Origin of the sequence: Novosphingobium sp. MBES04, from assembly GCF_000813185.1 — a bacterium.
GTDB lineage: Bacteria > Pseudomonadota > Alphaproteobacteria > Sphingomonadales > Sphingomonadaceae > Novosphingobium > Novosphingobium decolorationis.
In genome coordinates this window covers 347,530-371,071 of sequence record NZ_DF850488.1, presented here as the reverse complement: position 1 = coordinate 371,071, position 23,542 = coordinate 347,530, and the positions used below count along the sequence as shown (strand labels likewise).

Sequence of the window (23,542 nt, the reverse complement as noted above, 5' to 3'; positions counted from 1 at the left end):
TTATCCCATGGATCACACGCTCGCCCTGCCGCTGCTGATCGGCCTCGTCGGCCTTGCGCTGGCCTTCGACTTCCTGAACGGCCTGCACGATGCGGCCAACGCGATTGCGACCGTGGTGGCAACGCGCCTGCTTTCGCCGGTGGTCGCGGTGCTCTTCGCCGCGAGTGGCAACTTCATCGCCTACTGGTTCGTGGGCCTCCACGTCGCCGAGACGGTGGGCAAGGGCATCGTCGATGCCGACGCGATCACCCCGGCGGTGGTCTTTGGAGCCCTGGTGGGCGCGATGTTCTGGAACGTCGTCACCTGGCTCAAGGGCATTCCCTCCAGCTCCAGCCACGCACTGATCGGGGGCCTTTTGGGCGCGGGCATGATGCACGGCGGCTTCGGGGTCGTCGAAAGCTCGGGCACGACCAAGACGGTGGTGGCGATCTTCCTTTCGCCGATGATCGGTTTTGTGATTGCGATGGTGCTGATGCTGCTGACCAGCTGGCTGTTCAAGGGTACCAGCCCGCGCGGTTCGACCACGGTCTTCAAGGCGCTGCACCTGTTTTCCTCGGCGGCCTATTCGATCAGCCATGGGGGCAACGACGCGCAGAAGACCATGGGCATCATCGCGGTTCTGCTCTACTCGACCGGGCACCTTGAGGGTGGTTTCCACGTGCCCGAATGGGTCGTGCTCTCCTGCTACACGGCCATCGCGCTGGGTACGCTGTCGGGGGGCTGGAAGATCATCAAGACGATGGGCTCGAAGCTGACCAAGCTCAACCACCACTCGGGTTTCTGCGCCTCGACGGCCGGTTCCATCGTCGTCTTCGGCGCCAGTGCAATGGGCATTCCCGTCTCGACCACGCACGCCATCACCGGTTCGGTCGTGGGCACGGGCGCGGCCCGCCGCGCCAGCGCGGTGCGCTGGTCGGTCGCGAGCCGCGTGATCGTTGCCTGGTTCATCACCATTCCGGCCAGCGCCATCGTCGGCGCCATCTTCTATCTGATCACGCGGGCCTTCTGAGCCGGACCCGATGAGATGCCTCCCCCTCGACATCGCCGGGGGGAGGGCCTAGGCCTGCGGGCATAGCCAGAGGGATGCCGGCGCCGTGAAGCTCATCATTGGAAACAAGAATTATTCCAGCTGGTCGCTGCGCGCCTGGCTGGCCTGCAAGCAGTCGGGACTTCATTTCGAGGAACTGACCGTGCCGATGCTGGGCGAGGACTGGCAGCACGTCCAGACGAGCAGCGAGGAACTGGCCCCCAGCCATGGCAAGGTGCCGATCCTGTGGGACGGCGAGGCGGTGGTCTGGGACAGCCTCGCGATCATCGACTACCTCGCCGACAAAGTCGGGCGCGACCGGTTCTGGCCCAAGGACGAGGCCGCGCGCGCCATGGCGCGCTCGATGGTGGCCGAAATGCACTCCAGCTACCTGCCGCTGCGCCGCACCCTGCCGATGAACGTGCGCAAGCGCATTCCCGATGCCCCGATGACCGACGACGTGCGCGCCGACATCGTGCGCATCCTCACGCTCTGGGCGGAGGCGCGCGCGCGCTTTGGCAAGGGCGGTCCGTTCCTCTTCGGCACCTTCGGGGCGGCCGACCTGATCTATGCGCCCGTCGTCAGCCGTTTCCTGACGTATGGCATCGGCGTCCCCGGCTTTGCGCAGGCCTACATGCAGGCGGTGTGGGAGCACGACTGGATGCAGGCCTGGATCGCGGCGGCCGAGGCCGAGGAATGGGTCATCGAACAGTACGAGATCCCGGAGAAGTCATGATGCGCCGTCTGCTCAACATCGTGGCGGCCCTTGCCGCGCTTGCAGGGTTCGCGCTGTCGAGCGCGCCCGCGCTGGCCTGGGGGGCGATGGGCCACCGGACCGTGGGCGCCATTGCCTGGAAGAACGTGAAGCCAGCGACGCGGGCCGCGATGGCGCGCCTGCTGGCGCACCAGGGCGAGATGGATACGCCGCGCTGTTCGATGAAGACGCTTGAGGATGCCGCCGTGTGGCCGGACTGCATCAAGGGCGAACGCTGGCGCTTTGCCTATGCCTCCTCGTGGCACTACCACGACCAGCCGATCTGCGGCACCTTCGACATCAAGAGCGAGTGCCGTGACGGCAACTGCGTGACCGCGCAGATCGACCGCAACGCAAAGCTTCTCGCCAACCGCAAGCTTGCCCCGATCCTGCGCCTGGAAGCGCTGGCCTTTCTCGTCCATTTCGTGGGCGACGTGCACCAGCCCCTTCACGTGGGCGAAAACCATGACCTTGGCGGAAACCGGGTGAAGGCCGACTATGGCACGGCGCCGGGACGTAACCTGCACTCGATCTGGGACGGGGTGCTGGCCGAGCGTGCGATCACGTCGGCGCGCCCGCCGCTGGTGCGCACCTACAGCGCCTCGGAGAAGGCCGAACTGGCGACCGGTGGGACCGAGGACTGGGCGCGTGAAAGCTACGAGGTTTCGCGCGACTTCCTTTATCCGGCGGCGTTCGGGGGAACGCTGCCGTGCGAGACGAAGGCGGCTGGCAAGGTCGTCTGGGACAACGCGGCGATTGAAAAGGCGATTCCCATTGTCGACCGGCGAATCGAGCAGGCGGGCCTGCGGCTTGCACAGATGCTCGATGCCGCGCTGGCAGGCTGAGCCGCAACCGGCTGCCTAGGGGCTGACCCTGAGATCGGATGGGGGGAATCCCCCGCTACGGCGAGGAACGTGGTCCGCGCCTTGGAACTGCCCCTGGGCGGGCGTAGTCCGGTTCCATCCATGCGATGGAGGACAGGATGCTGTACAGGAAGATCGTTGCCGCACTGGGCCTGGGCCTGCTGCTGGCCGGGGCCCCCTTGAGTGCGGACCCGCCGCGCCGGCACGACAACCGTCACGATAATCGACACGATAATCGTCATGATAACCGGCACCACGACAACAACCGCTATGATTCGCACGGGCGCTATCACGAGCCCCAGCGCATCACCCGCAACAGCCACGTCTGGCGCGGATCGGATGGCCACTACCACTGCAAGCGGGACAACGGCACGACCGGGCTTCTTGTCGGTGCGGGCCTCGGCGCGCTGGCAGGCAATGCCCTAGCCGGAGGGCAGGACAAGACCATCGGCTCGCTTGTCGGCGGCGCGCTTGGCGGGGCCATCGGCCGCTCGATCGACCGGGGCGACCTGAAGTGCCATTGATGGGATGACAAGGGCAGGCGGGCAGTCGCGCCCGACTGGATGGAAACGGCCCGGCAGGCTCCCCTGCCGGGCCGTTTCGCGTTCGCTGTCCGTGCGGGTCAGGCGTGGAGGTGGCCGCTGGCGCAGGTGACGCAGTGCCCGCCGACCTCGACCGCGCCGTCCGCCGCGACCCGAAGCGCAATCCGGCCTGCCCGTCCAACCCGGCTTCCCTGGGCCGCATTGTAGCGCGCCTCGCCCGGGCCGAGCTCGCCCGCGCGCCTGCGCACGACTGCGACCGCGCCGTTGCCGCTGCCGCAGACAGGGTCCTCGGGAATGGCGTCAGCGGGGCAGAACGAGCGGACCTCGATATCCGCCGGACCACCATCGGCATGGGGGGCATAGACGCTGGTGCCGGTGGCCTTCACGCTGCGTTCGAAGGCGGCGCCGCGCGTGAGATCGGGCTCGAGCGCCAGCACGTCCTGCGCGCTTCTCAGCCGCGCCACGACCCAGACCGCACCGACGTCCACACGCACCGGTTCGAGGGCTCGGTCGATGGGGGCACCGAGATAGGCTTCAAGATCGGCAATGGCGGCCTCGCCCAGCGGGGTAACCTGGGCTTCGGGCAGGGTGAAGACGAGGCGGGCCGTGCCTTCGGCCTCCTCGATGCGGATCGGGACAAGCCCGCGCGCGCATTCCTGGACAAGCCCCTCGGGGCCCGGTGAAACCCGGCCCGCCGCGATCATCGCGTGCGCGCTCCCCAGTGTGGGGTGCCCGGCAAAGGGCAGTTCGCTGGCCGGCGTGAAGATGCGCAGGCGATAGTCGGCACGCGGGTCGCTGGGCGGCAGCACGAAGGTCGTCTCGGACAGGTTCGTCCAGCGCGCGATGGTCTGCATCTCGGCCTCGGACAGGCCCTGGGCATCCAGGACAACGGCGACGGGATTTCCGTAGAAGGGCACCTGGGAAAAGACATCGACGACCGTGTAGGCGCGTGGGAGAGGCATCGGGGAGAGTTCCGTGGTTCAGGTGGTGGCAGAGGCGGGACGGGCGCCGGGATAGGGCGTGCCGTCCTTGTGGACGAAGCCGCGCTCGTCCCAGGCCATGTCGATATCGGAATAGCAGCCGCCCCGTTCCGGGCCAGCGCTGATCGCGACGAAGGTGCAGGGGGCATCGCTCTCGTTGATGAGGCAATGGCCATCGGGCGCGCCCGCGGGCCAGGCGCAGATGTCGCCTGCGCGCAGCAGGGTTCGCCCTGCGTCTTCGACCAGCACGGCTTCGCCCGCCAGCATCACGAGAAGTTCGTCCTGCCCCTCGTGCCAGTGGCGCTGGCTTGACCAGGCGCCGGGCTCAGGCGTGACGTGGCTGGCGCCCATCTGCGTGAGGCCGCCGGGACCTGCGAGCCGTGCCCACCAGCGCCCGGCGACGGCCGCGTCGAAAGGCGCAGGGTATCCGGTGGCGTTCGTGCGGGGCAGGGCGTCGAGATCGATGCGGGGCATGGCGGTCTCTCCTCAAGAGGCTATGGTCAAGACGCAAGGGCTGTGCGATGGCGCATTCCTATGTCCCAGACCCTGCCCCTTACCGCAAGCGCCCTTGAACGGGCCGAAGCGCTGATCGCCTGCCCCAGTGTCACCCCGGCCACCGGCATGGTGTTCGACTGCCTGGAAGAGCAGCTGGCCCCGCTCGGCTTCGAGGTCCACCGCTTCGTGGCGGGCGAGGCTCCCGACGGTCCGGTCGAGAATCTTTATGCGGTGCGCCGCGGCCCGGAAGGCAGCCGCCACTTCAGCTTCGCGGGCCACGTCGATGTGGTCCCGCCGGGCGAGGGCTGGACCTCGGGCCCGTTCCTGCCGGAACGGCGCGGCGAACTTCTCTACGGGCGCGGCGCGGTCGACATGAAGGGCTCGGTCGCCTCGATGATCGCGGCGGCCGCCGAGATCCCGGCTGAGGCGGGCACGATCAGCTTCATCATCACCGGCGACGAGGAAGGCCCCGCGACCTATGGCACGCGCGCGCTGATGGACTGGATGGCGGCCCATGGCGAGAAGCCCGATCTGATCCTCGTGGGCGAGCCGACCTCGGTCCATCGCCTGGGCGACATGATGAAGATCGGCCGTCGCGGCTCGGTCAACATCTTCCTCTCGGTAGAGGGCGTGCAGGGCCACGTGGCCTACCCGCACCTTGCCGACAACCCGATCACCAAGCTGGTCGCGATGCTGGGCGAACTCGACGCGCTCGTGCTCGACGAAGGCACTGACTGGTTCCAGGCCTCGAACCTGGAAGTCACCGATCTTACCGTCGGCAATCCAGCGCACAACGTCATCCCCGCGAGGGCCGAGGCGCGCATTTCGATCCGCTTCAACGACCTGCATACAGGGGCCGAACTGGGCGAACGGGTCATCGCGATCGCCGAGAAGCACGGTGGCAGTGCGCGGCCCGTCATCTCGGGCGAATCCTTCCTGACCCAGCCGGGCGAATTTTCCGACCTGCTGGCCGAGGCAATCCGCGCCGAGACCGGGGTGGAACCGGAGCTTTCGACCGGGGGCGGTACGTCCGATGCACGCTTCCTCAAGGACATCGCGCCTGTCATCGAATTCGGCCTGTGCAACGCAACCATGCACAAACGTGACGAGGCCGTGGCCATCGCGGACCTGGAAACGCTCGCGCGGATCTATACACGGGTAACCCAAGCGGCTCTGCGGGCTTGAAAAAACCGCTCGCACTTGCGAGCCTGACAGGATGAGGGGCCGCCACCACGCGTGAGCCCGGGGGATAAGGGTTCTAAAGCGATGGTGCGTTTCTGGTTCAAGGTGCCCCTGTGGCAGCGGGTGATTGCCGCGCTGGTGCTGGGCATCGCGGTCGGGATCTGGTGGGGGCCGGAGGCGGCTTCGATCAAGTGGATCGGTGACTTCTTCATCAAGTCGGTGAAGATGCTGGTGGTCCCGCTGATCTTCTTCTCGCTGGTTTCGGGCGTTACCGCCATCGGTGACTTGCGCAAGCTGGGGGCGGTCGGTGGCCGCGCCATGCTGCTTTTCGTCGTCACCGGGCAGATCGCGGTGTGGCTGGGCCTGTTCCTGGGCACCATGCTCAAGCCCGGCGAGGGCCTCGATACCAGTCGCCTTCAGTTGGGCGCGGTCCCCCCGCCCAACGAGACCACCGCGGTCGACATGATCCTCTCGATGATCCCGGAAAGCCCGGTCAAGGTCATGGCCGACGCACAGGTTCTCCCGCTCATCGTCTTTGCCATGCTGATTGGCGTGGGCATCCTCATGGCCAAGGAAGAAGGCCACCCGCTCATCAAGATCTTCGATGCAGGCTCGGTGGTCATGCAGAAGGTCACGATGATCGTGATGGAGCTGACCCCGTTCGGCGTCTTCGCGCTGATGGCCTGGGTGGCGGGCACGCTGGGGCAGGACGCGCTCATCGCGCTCGCCAAGCTGGTCGGCCTCAACTACCTCGGCTGTATTATCATCATCGTGGGCATCTACGGCGCGATGATCCATTTCCTCGCGCGCCTGCCGGTGCATGATTTCTTCCGCGGCATCGTCGATGCCATGGCCGTCAGCTATTCCACCGCCTCCTCGAACGCGACGCTGCCGGTCACCATGCGCTGCACCGAGCGCAACCTGGGCGTCTCGAACGCGGTCGCCAGCTTCGTCGTGTCGCTGGGCGCGACGATCAACATGAACGGCACGGCGATGTACCTGGGCCTGGCTACACTGTTCGGTGCGCAGGTCTCGGGGTCGAGCTCGACTGGGGGGCCTACTTCCTGATCTCGATCCTCTCCACGCTGGGCGCGGTGGGGGCGGCCGGCATTCCGGGCGCGGGCCTCATCATGATGGCGCTGGTCTTTGGCGCGGTCGGCGTGCCGCTCGAGACCATCGCGCTGGTCGCCGGTGTCGACCGCATCATGGACATGATGCGCACGACCACCAACGTCTCGGGCGATGCGGCCGTGGCGACCACGGTCGCGGTGATGACCGGCGAGATCGACCGCGCGGAAATGATCAGCGCGGACGATGTCTGATCGGGCAGGGCAGGGCAGGGCTTGAACCTGCCCTTGGCTCCTACTTCTCGAGCTTGACCGGCACGAAGGGCGCAAGGCCGCAGCCGCCTGCGCGCTGGAAGCCGTTGCCGATGCGCTGCAGCGGATAGATGATGTCGTTGCGGCACAGCCGTGTCAGCGAGGTCTCGTAGGTAAAGGTGTCCGCCGCGCGCAGGCCCGAGCAGCGGTTGGGCAACGTGACGCGCCATACGTTCCGGCGGCCCGCACTCAGGAAGTCGATGGTGTAGTCGTCGCGAATCTCGGTCGACGAGAAACTGTTGAGCGGGAGGCAGTCGCGCGCCTCGCCGATCACTTCGGCAGCGGGCTCTGGCGGAGGTGCCGGGCGGGGCTCCCCTTGCGCGCAGGCGCCCAGCGCCAGCGGCGCGGCAAACGGTAGAAGGCGCACGAGGCTCCTGGTCGCGGCGTGAAATGGCATCGGTGCTCTCCCATGGCGTCTCGGACTTCTGCAACGAAGGGGCATCCTGCCATGTTCCAGGCGGCGTGTCAGCGTGAAGGCTCGGGTTCGGCCTCGGCGGGACGCGGCAGGCGCGCGCCGCAGGCGTGGCAATGGCGCGCGCGGGGCAGGTGCTCGGCTTCGCCGCAGGCGGTGCAGGGCGGTGCGGGCGAGAGGCCGATCGCTCCGCGCGTGGCCCGGTCGAGCGATTCCGGCCCGCGTCCCCGGTGCAGCGCGATCTCGCTGGTGACGATGCCGGTCGGTACCGCCAGCGTGCCCCAGCCCAGCAGCATCATCAGCGCGGTCACGAACCGGCCCACGGGTGTTTGCGGGATGATGTCGCCATAGCCCACCGTCGTCATCGTGGTGATCGCCCAGTAGATCGAGACGGGAATCGAGGTGAAGCCGTGGGTGGGCCCCTCGATCACGTACATCAGCGAGCCCAGCACCACGACGATGAGCAGGACCGAGGCGAGGAACACCGCGATCTTGCGGCGACTTGCGGCCAGCGCGACGGCCAGTTGCTGGTACTCGGCGATGTAGGCGGTGAGCTTGAAGATACGAAAGACGCGCAGGAGCCGCAGCACCCGCACGTCGATCAGGACATGGATCGCGGGGAACAGCAGCGCGAGATAGGTGGGCACCACCGCCAGCAGGTCGATGATGCCGTAGAAGCTCTTTGCGTACCGCCAGGGCTGGCGCAGGCACACGATCCGCAGCGCGTACTCGGCGGTGAACAGCGCGGTGAAGCCCCATTCGGCGAAGAGGAACTCGCGCGCCCAGCGGGCGTGGAGGCGGGGGATCGAATCGGCGAAAACAACGCAGACCGACAGCAGGATCGCGGCGATCACGACCTTGTCGAACAGGCGGCCTGCAGGCGTCTCGGCCTCGAAGGCGATGCGGTAGATTCGCGCGCGCCAGCCTGGAGCCGGACCGCCCCAAAGCGGGCGGGCCCGTGTCTCGTGTTCGAAAGTCTGCGCGTCCGCCATGCCCCCTCCTGGCTGCTTTGCGTGGCCCCTCAAGGACCTAGCCTAGACGCTTGGGGGCTGCCTTGACCAGACGCAACCGGAGTGGGGATATCAGGCCTTGGCGGCAGGCTTGCGCACGGTCGCCTTGCGTGCGGCGGGCTTCTTCGCGGGCGCGGGCTTGGCGCCTTTTTCCAGCACCTTGGCCTTGAAGTCGCACAAGTCCACGACCGGGCAACGCCAGCATTCGGGCGTGCGCGCCTTGCAGATGTAGCGCCCGTGCAGGATCATCCAGTGGTGCGAACCGACCCGGAAGGGGTGGGGGACCTTCTTTTCCAGTCCCTTCTCGACCGCGAGCGGGGTCTTGCCCTTCGCCATGCCGGTGCGGTTGGCGACGCGGAAGATATGGGTGTCGACCGCGAAGGTCTCGGCCCCGAAGGCGCAGTTGAGAACGACATTGGCGGTCTTGCGCCCGACGCCGGGCAATTCGACAAGCGCGTCGCGGTCGGCAGGGACTTCGCCGTCATGCCTCTCGACCAGCATCTGCGAGAGCGCGATCACGTTCTTCGCCTTGGAATTGAACAGGCCGATCGTCTTGATGTGCTCCTTCAGCCCCTCTTCGCCCAGCGCGACCATCTCGGCCGGGGTCTTCACCTCCTGGAATAGCCGGCGCGTCGCCTTGTTGACGCCCACGTCGGTCGACTGCGCGGAAAGCGTCACGGCGACGAGGAGCTGGTAGACGTTGCCGAATTCCAGCTCGGTCACCGGATCGGGATTGAGCTCGGCGAGGCGGCGGAAGAATTCGAAGATATCGTCTTTTTTTCACGTCGGGTCCGTTTCGTCATCCTCGCGGCGGGCGAGGGTGGGGGCGTTGAGCGCGCGGCGGCGCTGCATCGCGTCGCTGAAGGCCGCCGCCATGATGCCGGTCGGCATCGCGACCAGGCCGATCCCGCTCATCGCCACGAGCGAGGCGAGAAGTTTGCCGAGCGGCGTGACGGGCGAGACATCGCCATAGCCCACCGCCGTCAGGGTGATGACCGCCCAGTACAGCGCGCGCGGGATCGAACCGAAGGCTTCGGGCTGGACCTCGCGTTCGGCCCAGTAGAGCGCGGTGGCACCCAGGAGAAGCAGTCCGCCGCCCAGCGCCAGGGTCACCAGCAGTTCGTAGCGCCGGTCGGTGAGTGCGTGCATCAATTCGCGCAGCGCGATCGAGAAGTGGCTGAACTTGATGAGCGCAGCAAGCCGGAGCAGGCGGATCAGGCGCAGCACGGCGAGGTCGGAAAAGAAGAAAGGCAGAAGCGAGGAAATCACCACGATGAGGTCGAGCAGGGCCACCGGCGTTGCCATGAAGCGCAGCCGCATCTTCCAGGCGGGCGTAGCCGGATCATCCTCGACCACAGCCCACACCCGCGCCAGGTACTCAACGCCGAAAATGACGCCGAAGACCATCTCGGCCCCGATGAAGAGCGCGCGGTGGGGCTGGAACAGGGTCTCCTCGCTGGCCAGGACGGTAAGCAGGATGGCCGCCAGGATCGTCGTCACCATCAGCCGGTTCATCCACGAGAGGCCATGGCGCAGCTGCGCCGCCTCGGAATGGATGAACAGCTGGTCGTGGACGTAGCGGCGCAAGCCTGACCTCCCCTTAGAGCCCCAGCACCTCGGGCATGGTGTAGCGGCCTGCGTCCTTCTCGCGGACCCACTGCGCGGCCTTGACCGCGCCCTTGGCAAAGATGCCGCGGTTCTCGGCCATATGCGAGAGGGCGAGGCGCTCGTTGTCGGCGAGGAAGTGGACGGTGTGATCACCTGCGACCGTGCCGCCGCGCAGCGCGGCAAAGCCGATGTGGCCTTCCTCGCGCGTGCCGGTGATGCCGTCGCGGCCCCGGTCGGACACGTCGCCGAGCGTGACGTCGCGGCCCTTGGCGGCGGCCTCGCCCAGGAGGAGCGCGGTGCCCGAGGGGGCGTCGACCTTCATCCGATGGTGGGTCTCGACGATCTCGATATCCCAGTCGCTGCCGAGCCGCGCGGCGGCCTCGCGCACGAGGTGGGCAAGGAGCGTGACGCCGAGCGAGGTATTGCCGGTCTGGAGCACCGCGATCTCGGCGGCGGCCTCGTCGATCAGCCAGTGGTGGCGCTCGGCAAGGCCGGTCGTGCCGATCACCATAGGGACCTTCGCTGCAACGGCCGCATCCAGGTTCCCTTCCAGCGCATCGGGGCTGGAGAAGTCGATCAGCACGTCGGCCTTGGCGGCAAGGCCCGCGACGTCGCCATCGCGGTCCACGCCGCCCGCAAGGTCGAGCCCTGCGTCTGCGATCGCCTGCGCAATGGCCTGCCCCATGCGTCCGTTACTGCCGATAATTCCGATTCGTACCACTTGCCGTCTCCATTCAAGGCTGGTCTCATGGGCGGAATGGAACAAGTTCGCAACATCGTCATCCTGACCGGCGCCGGCGTATCCGCCGAATCGGGCATCGGCACCTTCCGCGATGCAGGAGGGCTCTGGGAGAACCACCGCGTCGAGGACGTGGCGACGCCCGAACCTTCGCGCGCGACCCAGATCTGGTCTTTCGCTTCTACGACATGCGCCGTGAGCAGGTCTTGCAGGTGGAGCCCAACGCGGCGCACCACGCCCTGGCCCGCCTGCAGCGTGAGTGGCCCGCCCGAAGTGGAGGCGCGGTCATGCTGGTCACGCAGAACGTCGATGACCTCCATGACCGGGCATTGGGCGCATCGGATGGGGCCGAGGTGATCCACATGCATGGCGAGCATCTTTCGGCCTGGTGCACGGCCTGCGATGCGCGCACGCGCTGGACGGCAAGCCTGATCGACAGCCCGCCGTGCCCGTCCTGCGGCGCACCGGCCCTGCGGCCCGATATCGTGTGGTTCGGAGAGATGCCCTACCGCATGGACGAGATCTTCGCGGCGCTGGAAGAGGCGGACCTGTTCGTCTCGATCGGCACCTCGGGCGCGGTCTATCCGGCCGCGGGCTTCGTGCGCACGGCCGCCGACATGGGCGCGCATACGCTGGAGCTGAACCTGGAACCCTCGCAGGGGACCGACTGGTTCGACGAGGCGCGCCATGGTCCGGCCACGCAGACGGTCCCGGCCTGGGTGGAGGAGATGCTTCAGGGGTAGGGGGGGAAGACGGGACTTTCCGAGGGCCATCGCCCTCGGGCTCCCCAAACTGTCTAGCTCACGTTCCATGCGCCCCCTCGGCTAAGTGAGGCGAGGGGGCCGATTTGGGGGTCAATGGGTGATGACCCCTGGAATACTCTTCCTGTTTTACGCTCCGCAGGCCGAGCAGGCGGGGTCCTTGGCAATGCGGATCGAGCGCATTCCCGGATTCATCCCGTCGATCAGGGTCAGCGATCCGTATTTCGGATCGCCAAAGGCCGCGTGACCATCCACCAGAACGCGGATCGCGTGCATCGCCGCGAAGGTTCCGACCATGCCCACCATGGCGCCCAGCACGCCGTCGGCGGCGCAGGTGTCGCAGTCCTGCGCGTCGAAGGCATCGCCCACGAAGCAGCGGTAGCAGGGCTGGTCTTCGCGGTGTCCGGCGAAGTTTGCGACCTGCCCCTGGAAGCGCCCGATCGCCGCGCTTGTCAGTGGTATGGCACGCGCAACACAGGCATCTGACACCGCGAGGCGAGTCGCGAAATTGTCACACCCGTCCAATACCAGATCCGCGTCGGGAAGAATCCGGTCGGCGTTGTCTCCCCCCAGCCGTTCGACCACGGCCGTCACTTCCAGACCAAGATCAAACCGCCGCACCCATTCGGCCGCCGCTTCCGCCTTGGGCGTGCCGACATCCGATGGCGTGAAAATCGTCTGACGCTGGAGGTTGCTGACGTCCACGACGTCATCGTCGACCAGCGTGAGGCGTCCTATACCGGCTGCGGCCAGGTACTGCAGGGCTGGACTGCCAATGCCGCCGCAGCCGATCAGGACCACATGCGAATTGGCGAGCGCCGCCTGGCCCGCTCCGCCGATTTCGGGCAGCACGATATGGCGCGCAAAGCGCGCGAGGCGTTCAGGGGCCAGGCTCATGGCGCATCGCCCTCGCTGGCAAGGGGTCTCTCGCGCACGAACCCGTGCAGGCCGAACCACCACTGCGCCGCGATCACCGCGCCTTTCACCGGCTGGAGCATGCCCAGCATCATTGCCAGCGCGAGCGGGATGACGATGAGGAAGATCGCGAGCGGCTCCAGGGCAAAGTCCTTGGACAGCGCAATGACGATCGGGGCCATCAGGTGCCCGGTCACGATCATGGCGATGTAGGCGGGGAAGTCATCCGCGCGCTGGTGCGTGAGGTCCACCCCGCACGAGGCACAGCTCTCGTTGGGTTTGAGCCACTTGCGAAAGAGGTGCGCCTCGCCGCAGCGGGGGCATCGCCCGCGCCCGGCGCGCAGGGCGGCCTCGGGAAAGGTGGCGGGAAGGGCGATCTCGTGAGCGGCGCGCATGGCCATGCCCTAGAGCAGGCGGGGGGACTCTATCAAGCGCGGATGCGGACGGGGGCAGGGGCGCTCAGGAGCGAGCGATGCGCACCCGGTTGCGCCCGGCTTCCTTGGCCTCGTAGAGCGCGGCGTCGGCGCGGCGGCTCGCCTCGTCCAGTTCGGTGAGGGAGCGCAAGGGGGCAAGGCCGCAGGACAGGGTGACTGGCCAGGCCTCGTCGAGGAGTCCGGTGTCGAGCGCAATCGAGGCGCGCAGGCGCTCCATCACGAGGCGCGCCTCGTCGACCAGCGTGTCGGGAAAGAGCAGCGCGAATTCCTCCCCGCCCCAACGGCAGCACACATCGCTGCGACGCAAGTCTGCTTCCAGGGCCTGGGCGAGCTTGCGCAGCAGTGTGTCACCCGCCTCGTGGCCGAATCGGTCGTTGACCAGCTTGAAATGGTCGAGATCGATCAGGGCGAGAACGGCGTTTCCGGGACGGGAGAGGGTGCGTTCGGCCGCCTTCCTGAATCCCCGGCGATTGAGCAGTCCGGTCAGGGGATCGTGCTCGCTCAGCGTTTCCAGCCTGGCGATGCGCGTGGAGGATTCGTGCGCGGCGACGATGACCCCGTCGAGCAGGCGGCCCACCAGGTCATCGCTGCCGGTGGGGATTGCGCCCGGGTGTTCGCCTGCCTGGATCGCGCGCAGCAGATTGGTGGCCTTGCGGATGGGGGAGAGCAGGCCATGGATGGCGAGCACGCCGAAGATCGTCCCGGCCAGCGTCGCGCCGAGTACGACGATGAGCGTGGGGACCGACCAGCCTCCCGAAAAGGCCTGGAAGGCGAGCGTCGCCAGAAGTGGTACGTGCACCGCGAAGAAGCAGATGAAAAGAATGCGCCATTCGTAATGGCGGCGAAACAGGAAAGTCGTTGCGTTGTAAAAGCGCATGGTGGGGGCTCCTGCGGCTTTTCGTGTCTGTATATTGGGTCGCTTCTGTCGCTTTACCTTAAATACTCGCGCCAAGGGTGTACGCGGGTTAACGTTGTTTTGCGCGATCATGGTGTTTATGCAGGCATGCAAAAGGGGCGCCCGGTTGCCCGAGCGCCCCTTTGTGCAATCTGTCGTGTTGCGGCCCTGGCCGCGCAGATCAGCTTTCGAGCTGGCGCAGCAGGCTGCGCACGTCGCCATCCATGTCGGCATCGCGGGTGCGCAGTTCCTCGATGAGGCGCACCGCGTGGATCACCGTCGAGTGGTCGCGGCCACCGAACTTGCGGCCGATCTCGGGGTACGAGCGCGGGGTGAGCACCTTGGCGAGGTACATCGCGACCTGGCGCGGGCGCACCACGGCGCGGGCGCGGCGCTTCGAGCTCATTTCGGTGCGGTCGATGCGGTAGAACTGGCAGACCGTGCGCTGGATCTCGTCGATCGTGATGCGGCGGCGGTTGGCCGAAAGGATGTCGGTGAGCTGTTCCTCGGCCAGCTGCAGCGAGACCTGCTGGCCGGTGAGCTGGGCGTAGGCGATCAGCTTGTTGAGGCCGCCGACCAGTTCACGCACGTTCCGGTTGATCGTGCGCGCCAGGAATTCGACGACGTCGGTGGGCACGTCGATCGAGGCGAAGCGCTGCAGGCGGTTCTCCAGGATCGCGCGGCGCAGTTCGATGTCGGCGGGCTGGATGTCGGCGACGAGGCCCATCGAGAGGCGCGAGAGAAGGCGCGGCTCGACCCGTCGAGCGCCTGGGGCGCACGGTCGGCGGCGAAGACTAGGCGCTTGCCCTCGGCGAGGAGCGCGTCGATCGTGTAGAGCAGCTCTTCCTGGGCCGAGGCCTTGCCGATGATGAACTGGATGTCGTCGACCAGAAGGAGGTCGAAGCCGCGCAGGCGCGCCTTGAACTCGATCATCTGGTTCTGGCGCAGTGCCTGGACGAACTCGACCATGAAGCGTTCGGCCGAGCAGTAGAAGATCCGAGCGTGCGGGTGATTCGTGAGGTAGGCGTGGCCGATCGCGTGCAGCAGGTGCGTCTTGCCCTGGCCCGTCGAGGCCTTGAGGTAGAGCGGGGAGAACTGCGGCGTTTCGGTTGCGGCCATGCGCTGCGCGGCGTTGCAGGCAAGGACGTTGCTCTCGCCGGTCACGAACGAGGAGAAGGTCTGCGAGGCGTCGATGCCGGCCGGGCCCTGGCCCAGCGCGGTGAAGGCTTCGCCCGAGAGCGCGGCGGAAAGGGGATCGCCTGCGCTATGGGCCGAATCGTTCGCGGGCGCACGGCTGGGGCGGCCGCTGCTGCCAAGACGCAGCTCGGGGAGCTGGCGACGGCCGGGCTGAACCAGGATGCGCACGTGGCGCACGTCGGGGCGCGCGATCTTCCAGGCCAGCGAGAGACGGTCGGCAAAGCGATCATTCACCCAGTTGGCCGAAAATTCGGTGGGGAGATAGAGATCGAGCGTGCCGGTTTCCTTGCAGTAGTTGCCCGGCTGAATCGGCTTGATCCACTGGCTGTGCGCCTGGTGGCCAAGGTCCTTGCGCAGGCCTTGGCTGATGTCAGCCCAGTCCGCTGCGAGGTTCACCGCTTCACGCTCCTCTTCCGTCGTCACTTTGACTGCCTTGACCTTCTTGCTTGCGCTGCCTGCGCCCTGACCCGTTGACGATACTGACACCTTACCGAACTCCCCTGGTTCGCTGCCAAAACCAACGTGGCACACCTGAAAAACCGAATGCGAATGCGGCAAATGCGACGAAAGCGGACCTCGCTGGGGACAAAACCTCCCCGCGCTGCAAAAGCTCTTTTGCAGCCGCTCGATCCACTCTATCGCGATTTGCCCGGCCAGTTCCGCAACGACCGGAAGTCCTTTTAGGGAGGGCTTTGGCCCACAGGCAAGACGGCCATCCCAAAATAAAAAAATTTAAGGCAGTTGACTCACGTAAGTCTGCGGGAAACGCCGTAACAAAAGTGTTTTGTGGCGGAATTCCAAGGGTTTGCGGATTTCGCTGCGGCGAATCGCGGTGTTTCCTAGGCTTTCGTCAAACGAGTTGGAAACACCTGCCCGGAACGCAACAAGGCCGGGGATCGCCTCCCCGGCCTTGTTCCACTTTCGTACTGATTTTGGCCCGGATCGGAGGTCCGTTCCGGGCGAATCAGGAAAGGATCAGAGCGCCGAAACGCGCTTCGTCAGACGCGACATCTTGCGCGCTGCGGTGTTCTTGTGGAGCACGCCACGGGCGAGCTCGGGCTGGGCTTCCTTGAGCGCGGCCGAAGCTGCGGTCTTGTCACCACCGGCGATGGCGCTCTCGACCTTCTTCACGAAGGTGCGGATGCGGCTCATGCGGTTGGTGTTGATCAGTGCACGACGCTCATTGCGACGGATGCGCTTACGGGCTTGCGGCGTATTGGCCATTAACGTTCCTCTGTCTGGCCGCCTCGCGGCCCCTTGCCTGGTCGAATCTCGAAAATTTGGCGAACGGATTCGCCGGAAAGCGCGCCCCATAGCGGTGAGGCCCGATTTCGTCAAGATGCAGCGCGTGTCGGGAATGGCTCATTTCTGGCATTTCCGGCACCAGAAGGTGCTGCGCCCGCCCTGCACGAAGCGCAGGACTGGCGCGCCACATAGGCAAGCTTCGCCCTCGCGTCCATAGACCTGCCAGGAAGTCGCGAAATAGCCCAGTTCTCCGGTGGGCTGGGCGTAGTCGCGGATGGTCGAGCCGCCCGCCGCGATCGATTCGGTGAGCACGTCGCGAATCGTGGGGACGAGTCGTTTGAGCGCGGGGAGGGTGACTTTGCCCGCCGCCTTGTCGGGTCGGATGCCCGAACGGAAGAGCGCTTCGCACACGTAGATGTTGCCCAGCCCCGCGACGATTCCCTGGTCGAGGAGGAGCAGTTTCACAGGAGCGATTCGCTCCTTGAAGGCGGTCTTGAGGTGGGCGGGCGTGAGGTCCGGGCCAAGCGGCTCGGGGCCCATCTTCGCAAACGGCCCCCAACTTTCCAGGCTCGCGCTGGGAACGAGATCGACCGAGCCGAAGCGGCGCGCGTCATTGAGGGCGAGCGTATGGCCGGCACCAGTGGTGAGGACGAGGTGGTCGTGCTTCTCGGGGCGTTCGGGCTCGATCCGCCAGCGGCCCGACATGCCCAGGTGAAAGACCATGGTGACCTCGCGGTCAGTATGGACAAGGCCGTACTTGGCGCGCCGTCCCATGCCGGTCACGCGCGCGCCCGTCAGCGTCTGGACGAGATCGGGCGGGAAGGGGCGGCGCAGGTCGGGGCGGTTCACGGCAACGCGGGCAATCCGCTCGCCATCGAGAAAGCGGGCAAGGCCGCGCACAGTCGTTTCGACTTCGGGAAGTTCGGGCATGGTGCTGCCTGTGTAGGTACGATTGGCGAGGGATGCGAGAGGTGTGCAGGTGACGGCCTCGGCTTACAAAATTGTAAGGGGCATCTCCTAGAGGCTCTTCCTCATGCTTTTCGTTACCTTTCCGAGGCGCGCCTTTCTCGCGCTGGCCTGTCTTGCGGGCGGTTTCGTCTGTGGGCCCGCTCTGGCGCATCCAGGCGGCCTCGATCGCAGTGGCTGTCACCACAATCGTCGCACGGGGGACTACCATTGCCATCGGCCGTCCGCGGGGCCGCGGCCGACTGTGCCGTCTGCTCCCTCCGTCCAGTCTGGGGCTGTGGAGGGGGCAGGGACCTACTATCCCAGCTGCGCGGCGGTGCGCGCCGCGGGACGGGCCCCCTTGCGGCGGGGCGAGGCGGGCTATCGGCGCGGGCTCGACCGGGACGCGACGGCGTTGCTTGCGAATAAGACGCCTGCGCATGGGACGCGTCCGAGAGGACGGCGCTTTGCCGTCGCCAGAGCAGTGCGGGCAGGGTAAGTCCCCCGCCATGGCCGATTCCTCTCCATCCCACCCCTCGTCGTCCTCCGCGTTGCGTCCCTTCCTCATGCTGGGGCTGGTCATGCTGTTCTGGGCGGGCAATTCCATTGTCGGGCGGGCGGTGCGCGCGGATATTCCGCCGTTCACGCTGGCCTTCGGGCGCTGGGTGATCGCGGTCCTGTTCGTGGCCCCGCTGGCGCTCCCCAAGCTGCGCGCGCAGTGGCCTCAGGTGCGGGCGCGGGCCGGGTGGCTTGTCCTGCTGGGGTTTCTGGGCGTCGTCTGTTTCAATTCCTTCGTCTATTCCGGGCTCCACCACACCAGCGCGACGAATGCGTTGCTACTCCAGGCCGCAGTGCCGACGTGCGTGCTCCTGTTCGACTTCCTGCTTTTCCGGGGGCGCCCGGCGGGCTTGCAGGTTGCCGGCGTGGCGGTCTCGACCCTGGGCGTGCTCTTCATCGTCTTTCGCGGGGATTGGGCCGCGGTGGAGGCGCTCGAGATCGGAGGGCTGGGCGATGCGCTGATCCTGTGCGGGGTGGTGTGCTGGGCCTTCTACACGGTTCTCCTGCGCAAGAAGCCTGAAGTGGATGCGCCGGTCTTCGTGTTCCTGACCTTTCTGCTGGGCGCCATCGCGCTGGCCCCGCTCGCCGCCTTCGAGGCCGCGCGCGGGCTGACCGTCGTCTGGTCCTGGCCGGTCGTGGGGGCTTTCGTCTATGTCGGGCTGTTTCCCTCGGTGCTGGCCTATTTCATCTATATCGCCGCGACCATGCAGCTGGGCCCGGCGCGTGCGGGGCAGGGGATCACGCTGATGCCGCTCTTCGGCGCGCTCCTGTCCGCGCTGCTGCTGGGCGAGGATATCGCGCTCTTCCACGCCGTCGGCATGGGCCTCATCCTGGCGGGCATCGTGCTGGGTGCGTTTGCACTGCGCGCAGGTGCAAAATCACCAGTGGCGCTCCGCGCACCACGGGGCTAGAGGACTGAGTCATGAGTGAAACGGTTTCCTTCGGGTACGAAGAGGTCGCCGCCGAGGAGAAGGCCGGCAAGGTCGGTGCCATCTTCTCGAACGTCGCGCGCAAGTACGACATCATGAACGATGCCATGTCGGCTGGCATGCACCGGGTGTGGAAGGACGACTTCGTGCGCCGGGTGAAACCCCGCGCGGGCGAGCAGATCCTCGACATGGCGGGCGGCACCGGCGACATCGCCTTCCGCATGGAGGCCAAGGGCGCCATCGTCACGGTCTCGGACATCAACCAGGACATGCTCGATGTCGGTATCGAACGCGCGATGGAGCGCGGCATCGACACCCTCGTGTGGTCGCGCCAGAACGCCGAGGAGCTGAGCTTCCCCGATCGCCACTTCGACGCCTACACCATCGCCTTCGGTATCCGTAACGTCACCCACATCGACAAGGCGCTGGCCGAGGCGCACCGCGTGCTCAAGTACGGCGGGCGCTTCTTCTGCCTCGAGTTCTCGACGACGCAGTGGCCCGGCTTCAAGGAAGTCTACGACGCCTACTCGCACAAGCTGGTTCCCAAGCTGGGCAAGATGATCGCGGGCGATGCGGACTCCTACCGCTACCTCATCGAATCCATCCGCCGCTTCCCGCCCATGCCCGAGTTCGAAGGCATGATTCGCGCGGCCGGCTTCAAGCACACCAAGGTCGAGCCAATCCTGGGCGGTCTTGTCGCGATCCACTCGGGCTGGAAGGTCTGAGGCAGACACTGTGACGTCCCGACTGACGCATATTCGCAGGCTCCTGAAATGGGGCCGGGTCCTCGCTCGCCACGGCGCGCTGCGCGGGATCGAGAACGACCGCAACGCGCCCGCACCGGTCAAGCGCCTGTGCCGCGTCGCACGCTTTGGGGCCAAGCAGGGAGACGAGCCCGACTACGCCGGCGCCTTCGGCTCGATCGGCCCGGCCGCGATCAAGCTGGGCCAGGCGCTTGCAACGCGCCCCGACCTTGTCGGCGAGGGCCCCGCGCGCAACCTGCTGACGCTGCAGGACAGCCTGCCGCCGGTGGACTTCGCGCTCATCCGCAAGCGTGTCGAGGAAAGCTTCGAGCGTCCGCTGGAAGACATCTTCGCGACCTTCGAGGAGCAGCCCATCGGCGCGGCCTCGATCGCGCAGGTCCACGCCGCGACCACGCTCGACGGGCGCAAGGTGGCGGTGAAGGTGCTGCGTCCGGGCATTCGCGAGCAGTTCAACCGCGATGTCGAGACCTACGAGTGGGCCGCCGCGCATCTGGAGGCCTTCGGGGGCGAGGCCGCGCGCCTGCGCCCGCGCGCGGTGATCGCCAATCTCAAGCGCTGGACCGTGCGCGAGTTGGACCTGAGGCGCGAGGCCGCCTCGGCTTCCGAGCTGGCCGATGGCATGAAGGCGGTCGAGGGCTACCGCATCCCCGCCATCGACTGGGAGCGCACCAACGGCCAGGTCCTGACGCTCGAGTGGGTCGACGGCATCAAGATGAGCAACCTGGAGGCGATGAAGGCAGCGGGCTACGACCTGCCCGAACTTGCCCACCGCCTCGTGCTCACCTTCCTCAAGCAGGCGATTTCGGCCGGTTTCTTCCACGCCGACATGCACCAGGGCAACCTGTTCGTGCAGGGCACGCCCGAGGACGCCACCATCGTTGCCATCGATTTCGGCATCATGGGGCGCATCAACCGCCAGGCGCGGCTGTGGCTGGCCGAGATCCTCTATGGCCTGACCACCGGCAACTACAAGCGCGTCGCCGAAATTCACTTCGAGGCGCAGTACGTGCCGAGTTACCATTCGGTCGAGGATTTCGCGACGGCGCTGCGCGCGGTGGGCGAGCCCATGCGCGGAAAGCCCGTGTCCGAGCTTTCGGTCGGGCAGATGCTCGACGGGCTTTTTGCGATCACCCGCGATTTCGACATGGCCGTGCAGCCTCACCTTTTGCTGCTGCAGAAGACCATGGTCATGGTCGAGGGGCTGGCGACCGCGCTCGACCCGCAGATCAACATGTGGGATGTCGCCGCGCCTTTCGTGAAGGACTGGATCCGCGACGAACTGGGCCCCGAGGCCGTCATTGCTGACCGCCTGCGCGAGGACCTGGCGACGGTCGCGCGTCTGCCCGCGCTGGTGCGCCGGATCGAGGAACGCTTCCCCCCCAAGGGCGGCGCACCCGAGCAGGCACCGCTCCCCGAAATCGATCTGCTCTGGGAACGTAAGCGTAAACCCGATGGTAACCACCTTGGTGGTTATATTCTCGCGGCAATCGCGGGGGGCATGGCCGCATGGGCGGTAACGTACTGGAACATGATGCTGTAACGCGCAGGGCCTGGGCCCTGTGGGAGTTTGCGCTGCGCGTTGCTGCAGGGCAGGGGGCATGACCGTCCCGTGCCGCCTTGCCGGAACCTTGCGTTCGAAAGAGCGCTTGTCCGAAGGCCGTAGTCTTCTCGACAGCGACCTCGCCTGCGCCCCGGGCGGCAGCGTACCTGCGTTCTTTTCCTCCAAACCGATTGCGTGATGATGAGTGCTGTTGCAGAAGCCAGAACCATGAACGGACCGCGTATTCTCCTGGTCATCGGCGGCGGCATCGCGGCCTACAAGGCCTGCGAGCTTGTCCGCCACATCCGCAAGGAAGGCGGCGAGGTGACCTGCGTCCTGACCGAGGGCGGCGCGCAGTTCGTCACGCCCATGGCGCTCGCCGCGCTGTCGGGGAACCCGGTCTACACCTCGCTCTTCGATCTCAAGGACGAGGTCGAGATGGGGCATATCGAGCTTAGCCGCGCGGCCGACCTCATCGTGATCTGTCCGGCGACCGCCAATCTTCTTGCCAAGATGGCCTCAGGCATTGCCGACGATCTTGCCACCACCATGCTGCTTGCCACCGACGCGCCAGTGATGGCGGTGCCGGCGATGAACGTGCGCATGTGGCAGCACCCGGCGACTGCGCGCAACGTGCAGGTCCTGCGCGATGTGGGCGTTGACGTGATGGAGCCCGACGAGGGCACGATGGCCTGCGGCGAGTACGGCCCCGGCCGTCTGCCCGACCCGGTCGCGATCTGGCAGCGTATCGCCTGGGGGCTGGGCCTTGGCCCCGTCGAGGTGGCCCCGCTTCCGGGCGAAGTGACCTACGACCAGAGCTTTCCCGGCCTGCCTCCCGCAACGGGTGGCGACGGTCAGGTCTGGCAGCCCGAGTTCGACGATCCCGAGCCCGAAGAACAGGACGAGGGCGGCATGGGCCTTGGCGGCCTGTCGGGCGGGATGATCCTGCGCGGCGGTGCTGGCAAGGCGAAGAAGGCGGTGGACCTGGGCGGCGGCGAGAGCACGTCCGAGGCGGCGCCTGCCGATTTCTCCGCATCGCCGCTCATGGCCAAGAAGGGGGCGGCCCGCGCCGCTCCGCCGACCGATCCCGAGGCGATGAACCACCTTACCTCCGCGCACGGCGACTTCATGCGCGCCCAGCCGCTCGCGGGCGAAGACCCTTACGCGCATCCCACCATGCTGGCCGGTGGGGGGTACGACATGACTCCCTTCGTGCAGGGCGAAGGGCCGCTTTCGGGACGCCACGTGCTGGTCACGGCAGGCCCCACCTGGGAGCCGATCGACCCGGTCCGCTACATCGCCAACCGGTCTTCGGGCAAGCAGGGCTTCGCCATCGCGGCTGCGGCCGCACGCGCGGGCGCGCGGGTCACGCTGGTGGCGGGGCCAGTGCATCTGCCCACGCCGCCCGGCGTCGACCGTATCGACGTGGAAAGCGCGCTCGACATGGCCGAGGCGGTCAAGCAGTCGCTGCCCGCCGACATCGGCGTGATGGTCGCGGCCGTGGCCGACTGGCGCCCGGTGAGCGTTGCAGGTCAGAAGCTCAAGAAGCGCGGGTCCGCCCCGCCCGCCTTGCTCCTGACCGAAAATCCGGACATCCTGGCGACCGTGGCCTCGCGCCCGGACCGTCCGCCGCTCCTTATCGGCTTTGCCGCCGAGACCAACGACGTGATCAAGTACGCCACCGACAAGCGCAAGCGTAAGGGTGCGGACTGGATCATCGCCAACGACGTTTCGGGCGATGTCATGGGCGGGGACGCCAACGCGGTCCACATCGTGCGCGGCGACGACGTGATCTCGCTCCCCGAAATGCCCAAGGAGGAGGTCGCCCATCTCCTTGTTGAAAGGATGATCGATGCATTCGCCAGCTAATGTCCCTGTGCCGCTGAAGGTCCTGCCCCACGGCAAGGGCCTGCCGCTACCCGCCTATGCGACGGCGGGCGCGGCGGGGATGGACGTGGTCTCGGCCGAAGATGTCACGATTGCCCCGGGCGCGCGCCACGCGGTCGCAACCGGCCTCGCTATGGCGATCCCCGAAGGCTTCGAAATCCAGGTGCGCCCGCGTTCAGGGCTCGCGCTCAAGCATGCGATCACCGTGCCCAACACGCCGGGTACCATCGATTCGGATTACCGCGGGGAGCTGAAGGTCATCCTCATCAACCACGGGGCGGAGGATTTCTCGATCGTGCGCGGGGACCGTATCGCGCAGCTCGTGCTCGCGCCTGTCACCCAGGCGACCTGGCTTGAGGTCGAGGAGCTGGATGAGACCGTACGCGGTGAGGGCGGCTTCGGCTCGACCGGCGGCGTGACCGCGCTCGGCAACTGAGCCCGGAAAGGGGGCGCCCTAGAGGGTGAGCCACCAGGCCAGGGC

At 66.8% G+C, this 23,542-nt stretch carries 23 protein-coding genes and 3 pseudogenes; 13 read left to right on the top strand and 13 right to left on the bottom strand.

Annotated features, from left to right (window positions below):
* Window positions 1–7: 7 nt before the first annotated feature.
* From MBENS4_RS01605 to MBENS4_RS01590, 4 genes are all read left to right on the top strand, one after another.
* Window positions 8–1,009: an inorganic phosphate transporter gene (locus MBENS4_RS01605; RefSeq protein WP_039388281.1), complete on the top strand. Its 1,002-nt coding sequence runs from the start codon at window positions 8–10 to the stop codon at window positions 1,007–1,009.
* Between the two features lie 85 nt (window positions 1,010–1,094).
* Complete coding sequence (locus MBENS4_RS01600) at window positions 1,095–1,763, top strand: glutathione S-transferase family protein (protein WP_039388278.1); 669 nt, start codon at window positions 1,095–1,097, stop codon at window positions 1,761–1,763.
* Window positions 1,763–2,626, top strand: a complete 864-nt coding sequence (locus MBENS4_RS01595) for a S1/P1 nuclease (protein WP_039391527.1) — start codon at window positions 1,763–1,765, stop codon at window positions 2,624–2,626. Before MBENS4_RS01600 ends, MBENS4_RS01595 begins: the two co-directional genes overlap by 1 nt.
* Window positions 2,627–2,763: 137 nt before the next feature.
* Window positions 2,764–3,168, top strand: coding sequence for a glycine zipper 2TM domain-containing protein (locus tag MBENS4_RS01590; protein WP_144400822.1), 405 nt, complete (start codon window positions 2,764–2,766; stop codon window positions 3,166–3,168).
* Window positions 3,169–3,266: 98 nt separating this feature from the next.
* Here the strand turns inward: MBENS4_RS01590 and MBENS4_RS01585 are convergent, their stop codons facing one another.
* Together MBENS4_RS01585 and MBENS4_RS01580 are read right to left on the bottom strand one after the other, a co-directional pair.
* Window positions 3,267–4,148: a PhzF family phenazine biosynthesis protein gene (locus tag MBENS4_RS01585; protein WP_039388273.1), complete on the bottom strand. Its 882-nt coding sequence runs from the start codon at window positions 4,146–4,148 to the stop codon at window positions 3,267–3,269.
* 18 nt (window positions 4,149–4,166) lie between these two features.
* Window positions 4,167–4,640 carry a cupin domain-containing protein gene (locus MBENS4_RS01580; RefSeq protein ID WP_039388271.1) on the bottom strand — a complete coding sequence of 158 codons (474 nt, stop codon included), beginning with the start codon at window positions 4,638–4,640 and terminating at the stop codon, window positions 4,167–4,169.
* Window positions 4,641–4,700: 60 nt separating this feature from the next.
* On the opposite strand from MBENS4_RS01580, the gene dapE reads away from it, so the two are divergent.
* Both dapE and MBENS4_RS01570 read left to right on the top strand, forming a co-directional pair.
* The gene (gene dapE, locus MBENS4_RS01575) at window positions 4,701–5,846 is read left to right on the top strand and encodes a succinyl-diaminopimelate desuccinylase (RefSeq protein WP_039388269.1); all 1,146 of its coding nucleotides are present in this window, start codon (window positions 4,701–4,703) and stop codon (window positions 5,844–5,846) included.
* 81 nt (window positions 5,847–5,927) lie between these two features.
* Window positions 5,928–7,165 (top strand): annotated as a pseudogene (locus MBENS4_RS01570) (dicarboxylate/amino acid:cation symporter).
* A 40-nt stretch (window positions 7,166–7,205) separates the two neighbouring features.
* Here the strand turns inward: MBENS4_RS01570 and MBENS4_RS01565 are convergent.
* The 5 genes from MBENS4_RS01565 to dapB all read right to left on the bottom strand — a co-directional run bounded on the left by MBENS4_RS01565 (window position 7,206) and on the right by dapB (window position 10,973).
* A complete protein-coding gene (locus MBENS4_RS01565) occupies window positions 7,206–7,619 on the bottom strand; it encodes a hypothetical protein (protein ID WP_052321926.1) in 414 nt (137 codons plus the stop codon).
* A 68-nt stretch (window positions 7,620–7,687) separates the two neighbouring features.
* A complete protein-coding gene (locus MBENS4_RS01560; RefSeq protein ID WP_052321925.1) occupies window positions 7,688–8,626 on the bottom strand; it encodes an ion transporter in 939 nt (312 codons plus the stop codon).
* A gap of 90 nt (window positions 8,627–8,716) precedes the next feature.
* Entirely contained in the window at window positions 8,717–9,412 is a 696-nt protein-coding gene (gene nth / locus MBENS4_RS01555; RefSeq protein ID WP_039388264.1) for an endonuclease III, read from the bottom strand.
* Between the two features lie 12 nt (window positions 9,413–9,424).
* Window positions 9,425–10,231, bottom strand: coding sequence for a potassium channel family protein (locus tag MBENS4_RS01550; protein ID WP_039388261.1), 807 nt, complete (start codon window positions 10,229–10,231; stop codon window positions 9,425–9,427).
* Window positions 10,232–10,244: 13 nt separating this feature from the next.
* Window positions 10,245–10,973: a 4-hydroxy-tetrahydrodipicolinate reductase gene (gene dapB / locus MBENS4_RS01545; RefSeq protein WP_039388259.1), complete on the bottom strand. Its 729-nt coding sequence runs from the start codon at window positions 10,971–10,973 to the stop codon at window positions 10,245–10,247.
* 36 nt (window positions 10,974–11,009) lie between these two features.
* Here dapB and MBENS4_RS01540 point away from each other — a divergent pair.
* Window positions 11,010–11,734: pseudogene (locus MBENS4_RS01540) on the top strand (NAD-dependent deacylase).
* 147 nt (window positions 11,735–11,881) lie between these two features.
* Here MBENS4_RS01540 and MBENS4_RS01535 read toward each other — a convergent pair.
* The 6 genes and pseudogenes from MBENS4_RS01535 to mutM all read right to left on the bottom strand — a co-directional run bounded on the left by MBENS4_RS01535 (window position 11,882) and on the right by mutM (window position 17,368).
* Window positions 11,882–12,649, bottom strand: a complete 768-nt coding sequence (locus MBENS4_RS01535; protein ID WP_199904328.1) for a HesA/MoeB/ThiF family protein — start codon at window positions 12,647–12,649, stop codon at window positions 11,882–11,884.
* Entirely contained in the window at window positions 12,646–13,062 is a 417-nt protein-coding gene (locus MBENS4_RS01530) for a DUF983 domain-containing protein (protein ID WP_039391517.1), read from the bottom strand. The genes MBENS4_RS01535 and MBENS4_RS01530 overlap by 4 nt, the downstream gene beginning before the upstream one ends.
* Before the next feature lie 64 nt (window positions 13,063–13,126).
* Complete coding sequence (locus MBENS4_RS01525; protein WP_039388257.1) at window positions 13,127–13,978, bottom strand: GGDEF domain-containing protein; 852 nt, start codon at window positions 13,976–13,978, stop codon at window positions 13,127–13,129.
* Between the two features lie 199 nt (window positions 13,979–14,177).
* Window positions 14,178–15,616 (bottom strand): annotated as a pseudogene (gene dnaA / locus MBENS4_RS01520) (chromosomal replication initiator protein DnaA).
* Window positions 15,617–16,168: 552 nt separating this feature from the next.
* Window positions 16,169–16,417, bottom strand: coding sequence for a 30S ribosomal protein S20 (gene rpsT, locus MBENS4_RS01515; protein WP_039388254.1), 249 nt, complete (start codon window positions 16,415–16,417; stop codon window positions 16,169–16,171).
* 138 nt (window positions 16,418–16,555) lie between these two features.
* Window positions 16,556–17,368, bottom strand: a complete 813-nt coding sequence (gene mutM, locus MBENS4_RS01510) for a bifunctional DNA-formamidopyrimidine glycosylase/DNA-(apurinic or apyrimidinic site) lyase (RefSeq protein WP_039388252.1) — start codon at window positions 17,366–17,368, stop codon at window positions 16,556–16,558.
* Window positions 17,369–17,471: 103 nt separating this feature from the next.
* On the opposite strand from mutM, the gene MBENS4_RS27515 reads away from it, so the two are divergent.
* From MBENS4_RS27515 to dut, 6 genes are all read left to right on the top strand, one after another.
* Window positions 17,472–17,882 (top strand): excalibur calcium-binding domain-containing protein, encoded by a 411-nt coding sequence (locus MBENS4_RS27515; protein WP_242404734.1) that lies wholly within the window; start codon window positions 17,472–17,474, stop codon window positions 17,880–17,882.
* A gap of 10 nt (window positions 17,883–17,892) precedes the next feature.
* A complete protein-coding gene (locus MBENS4_RS01505; protein ID WP_052321924.1) occupies window positions 17,893–18,852 on the top strand; it encodes a DMT family transporter in 960 nt (319 codons plus the stop codon).
* Window positions 18,853–18,863: 11 nt separating this feature from the next.
* Window positions 18,864–19,595: a class I SAM-dependent methyltransferase gene (locus MBENS4_RS01500; RefSeq protein ID WP_039388249.1), complete on the top strand. Its 732-nt coding sequence runs from the start codon at window positions 18,864–18,866 to the stop codon at window positions 19,593–19,595.
* A 10-nt stretch (window positions 19,596–19,605) separates the two neighbouring features.
* On the top strand, window positions 19,606–21,174 hold the full coding sequence (ubiB, locus tag MBENS4_RS01495; protein ID WP_039388248.1) for a 2-polyprenylphenol 6-hydroxylase: 1,569 nt from the start codon (window positions 19,606–19,608) through the stop codon (window positions 21,172–21,174).
* 228 nt (window positions 21,175–21,402) lie between these two features.
* Window positions 21,403–23,043 (top strand): bifunctional phosphopantothenoylcysteine decarboxylase/phosphopantothenate synthase, encoded by a 1,641-nt coding sequence (locus MBENS4_RS01490; protein WP_039388247.1) that lies wholly within the window; start codon window positions 21,403–21,405, stop codon window positions 23,041–23,043.
* Entirely contained in the window at window positions 23,027–23,497 is a 471-nt protein-coding gene (dut, locus tag MBENS4_RS01485) for a dUTP diphosphatase (RefSeq protein ID WP_039388246.1), read from the top strand. Before MBENS4_RS01490 ends, dut begins: the two co-directional genes overlap by 17 nt.
* Window positions 23,498–23,542: the final 45 nt, after the last annotated feature.